The organism is Luteolibacter pohnpeiensis, from assembly GCF_016595435.1.
Taxonomy (GTDB): Bacteria; Verrucomicrobiota; Verrucomicrobiia; order Verrucomicrobiales; family Akkermansiaceae; genus Luteolibacter; species Luteolibacter pohnpeiensis.
Window position 1 is genome coordinate 1 of record NZ_JAENIJ010000152.1, and the last position, 758, is coordinate 758.

1 protein-coding gene is annotated in these 758 nt (G+C 58.6%); it reads left to right on the forward strand.

What is annotated here, in order from left to right; translation table 11 throughout:
- Nucleotides 1-758: phage portal protein family protein (locus JIN85_RS20685; RefSeq protein WP_200274428.1), on the forward strand; the 758-nt coding region annotated here is incomplete at both ends.

The window sequence follows — 758 nt, forward strand, 5'->3', positions numbered from 1 at the left end:
AGCGGTTGGGCGACGGACTCAGATCAGGAAGACCGCTTGATGCTTGATCGCGAGGGCGGGCTTGGAGCGAGGAAATTGGAGGACTTCCCGGAACATCGGTTTTTGATCGGGATCAACTCGGGTCATCCGGGCCATCCGGCAACGGCGGCTCCATTGCGAGCGTTGGTGCCCTATTGGATGGCGGCGGTTTACGGGCTGAAGTGGTTCATGGACTTCACGCAAATCTACGGGATTCCATGGCGGCATGTGGAAGTGGCAGACGAGCGCAACAACAACGCAGTCGACCAAGCCATGGCAACCATCGGATCGCGAGGTTTCCTCCGCACCAAGCCGGGCGTGAAGGTCAACATCCTGGCCCAAGGAACGACTTCCGGGCAGAACCTACCACAACGCGAATTGATCGCCTTGGCGGATCGTCAGTGCGACACGTTCATCTTGGGGCAAACGCTCACTTCCGGCACCGACAACAGCGGCAGCCGTGCCCTTGGCGAGGTCCACGAAGGAACCAAAAACGCGATGGTCGATGCCGTGGCGGATTTCGTTGGCGAGGTGCTGACCCATCAGCTGGCTCCTGCAATCGTCTCACTCAACTGGGGCGAGCGCGACGACGTGCCCGAGATTTGGGCGAAACGCGAGGAATCCAAGGACGAGAAGGCGAAAGCCGAACGAATTGAGATTCTTTCCCGGATCGGAGTAGCGATGAGCAAACAATTCGTGTATGATGATCTGGGAGTTCCGATTCCGGCTCCCGATGAAGA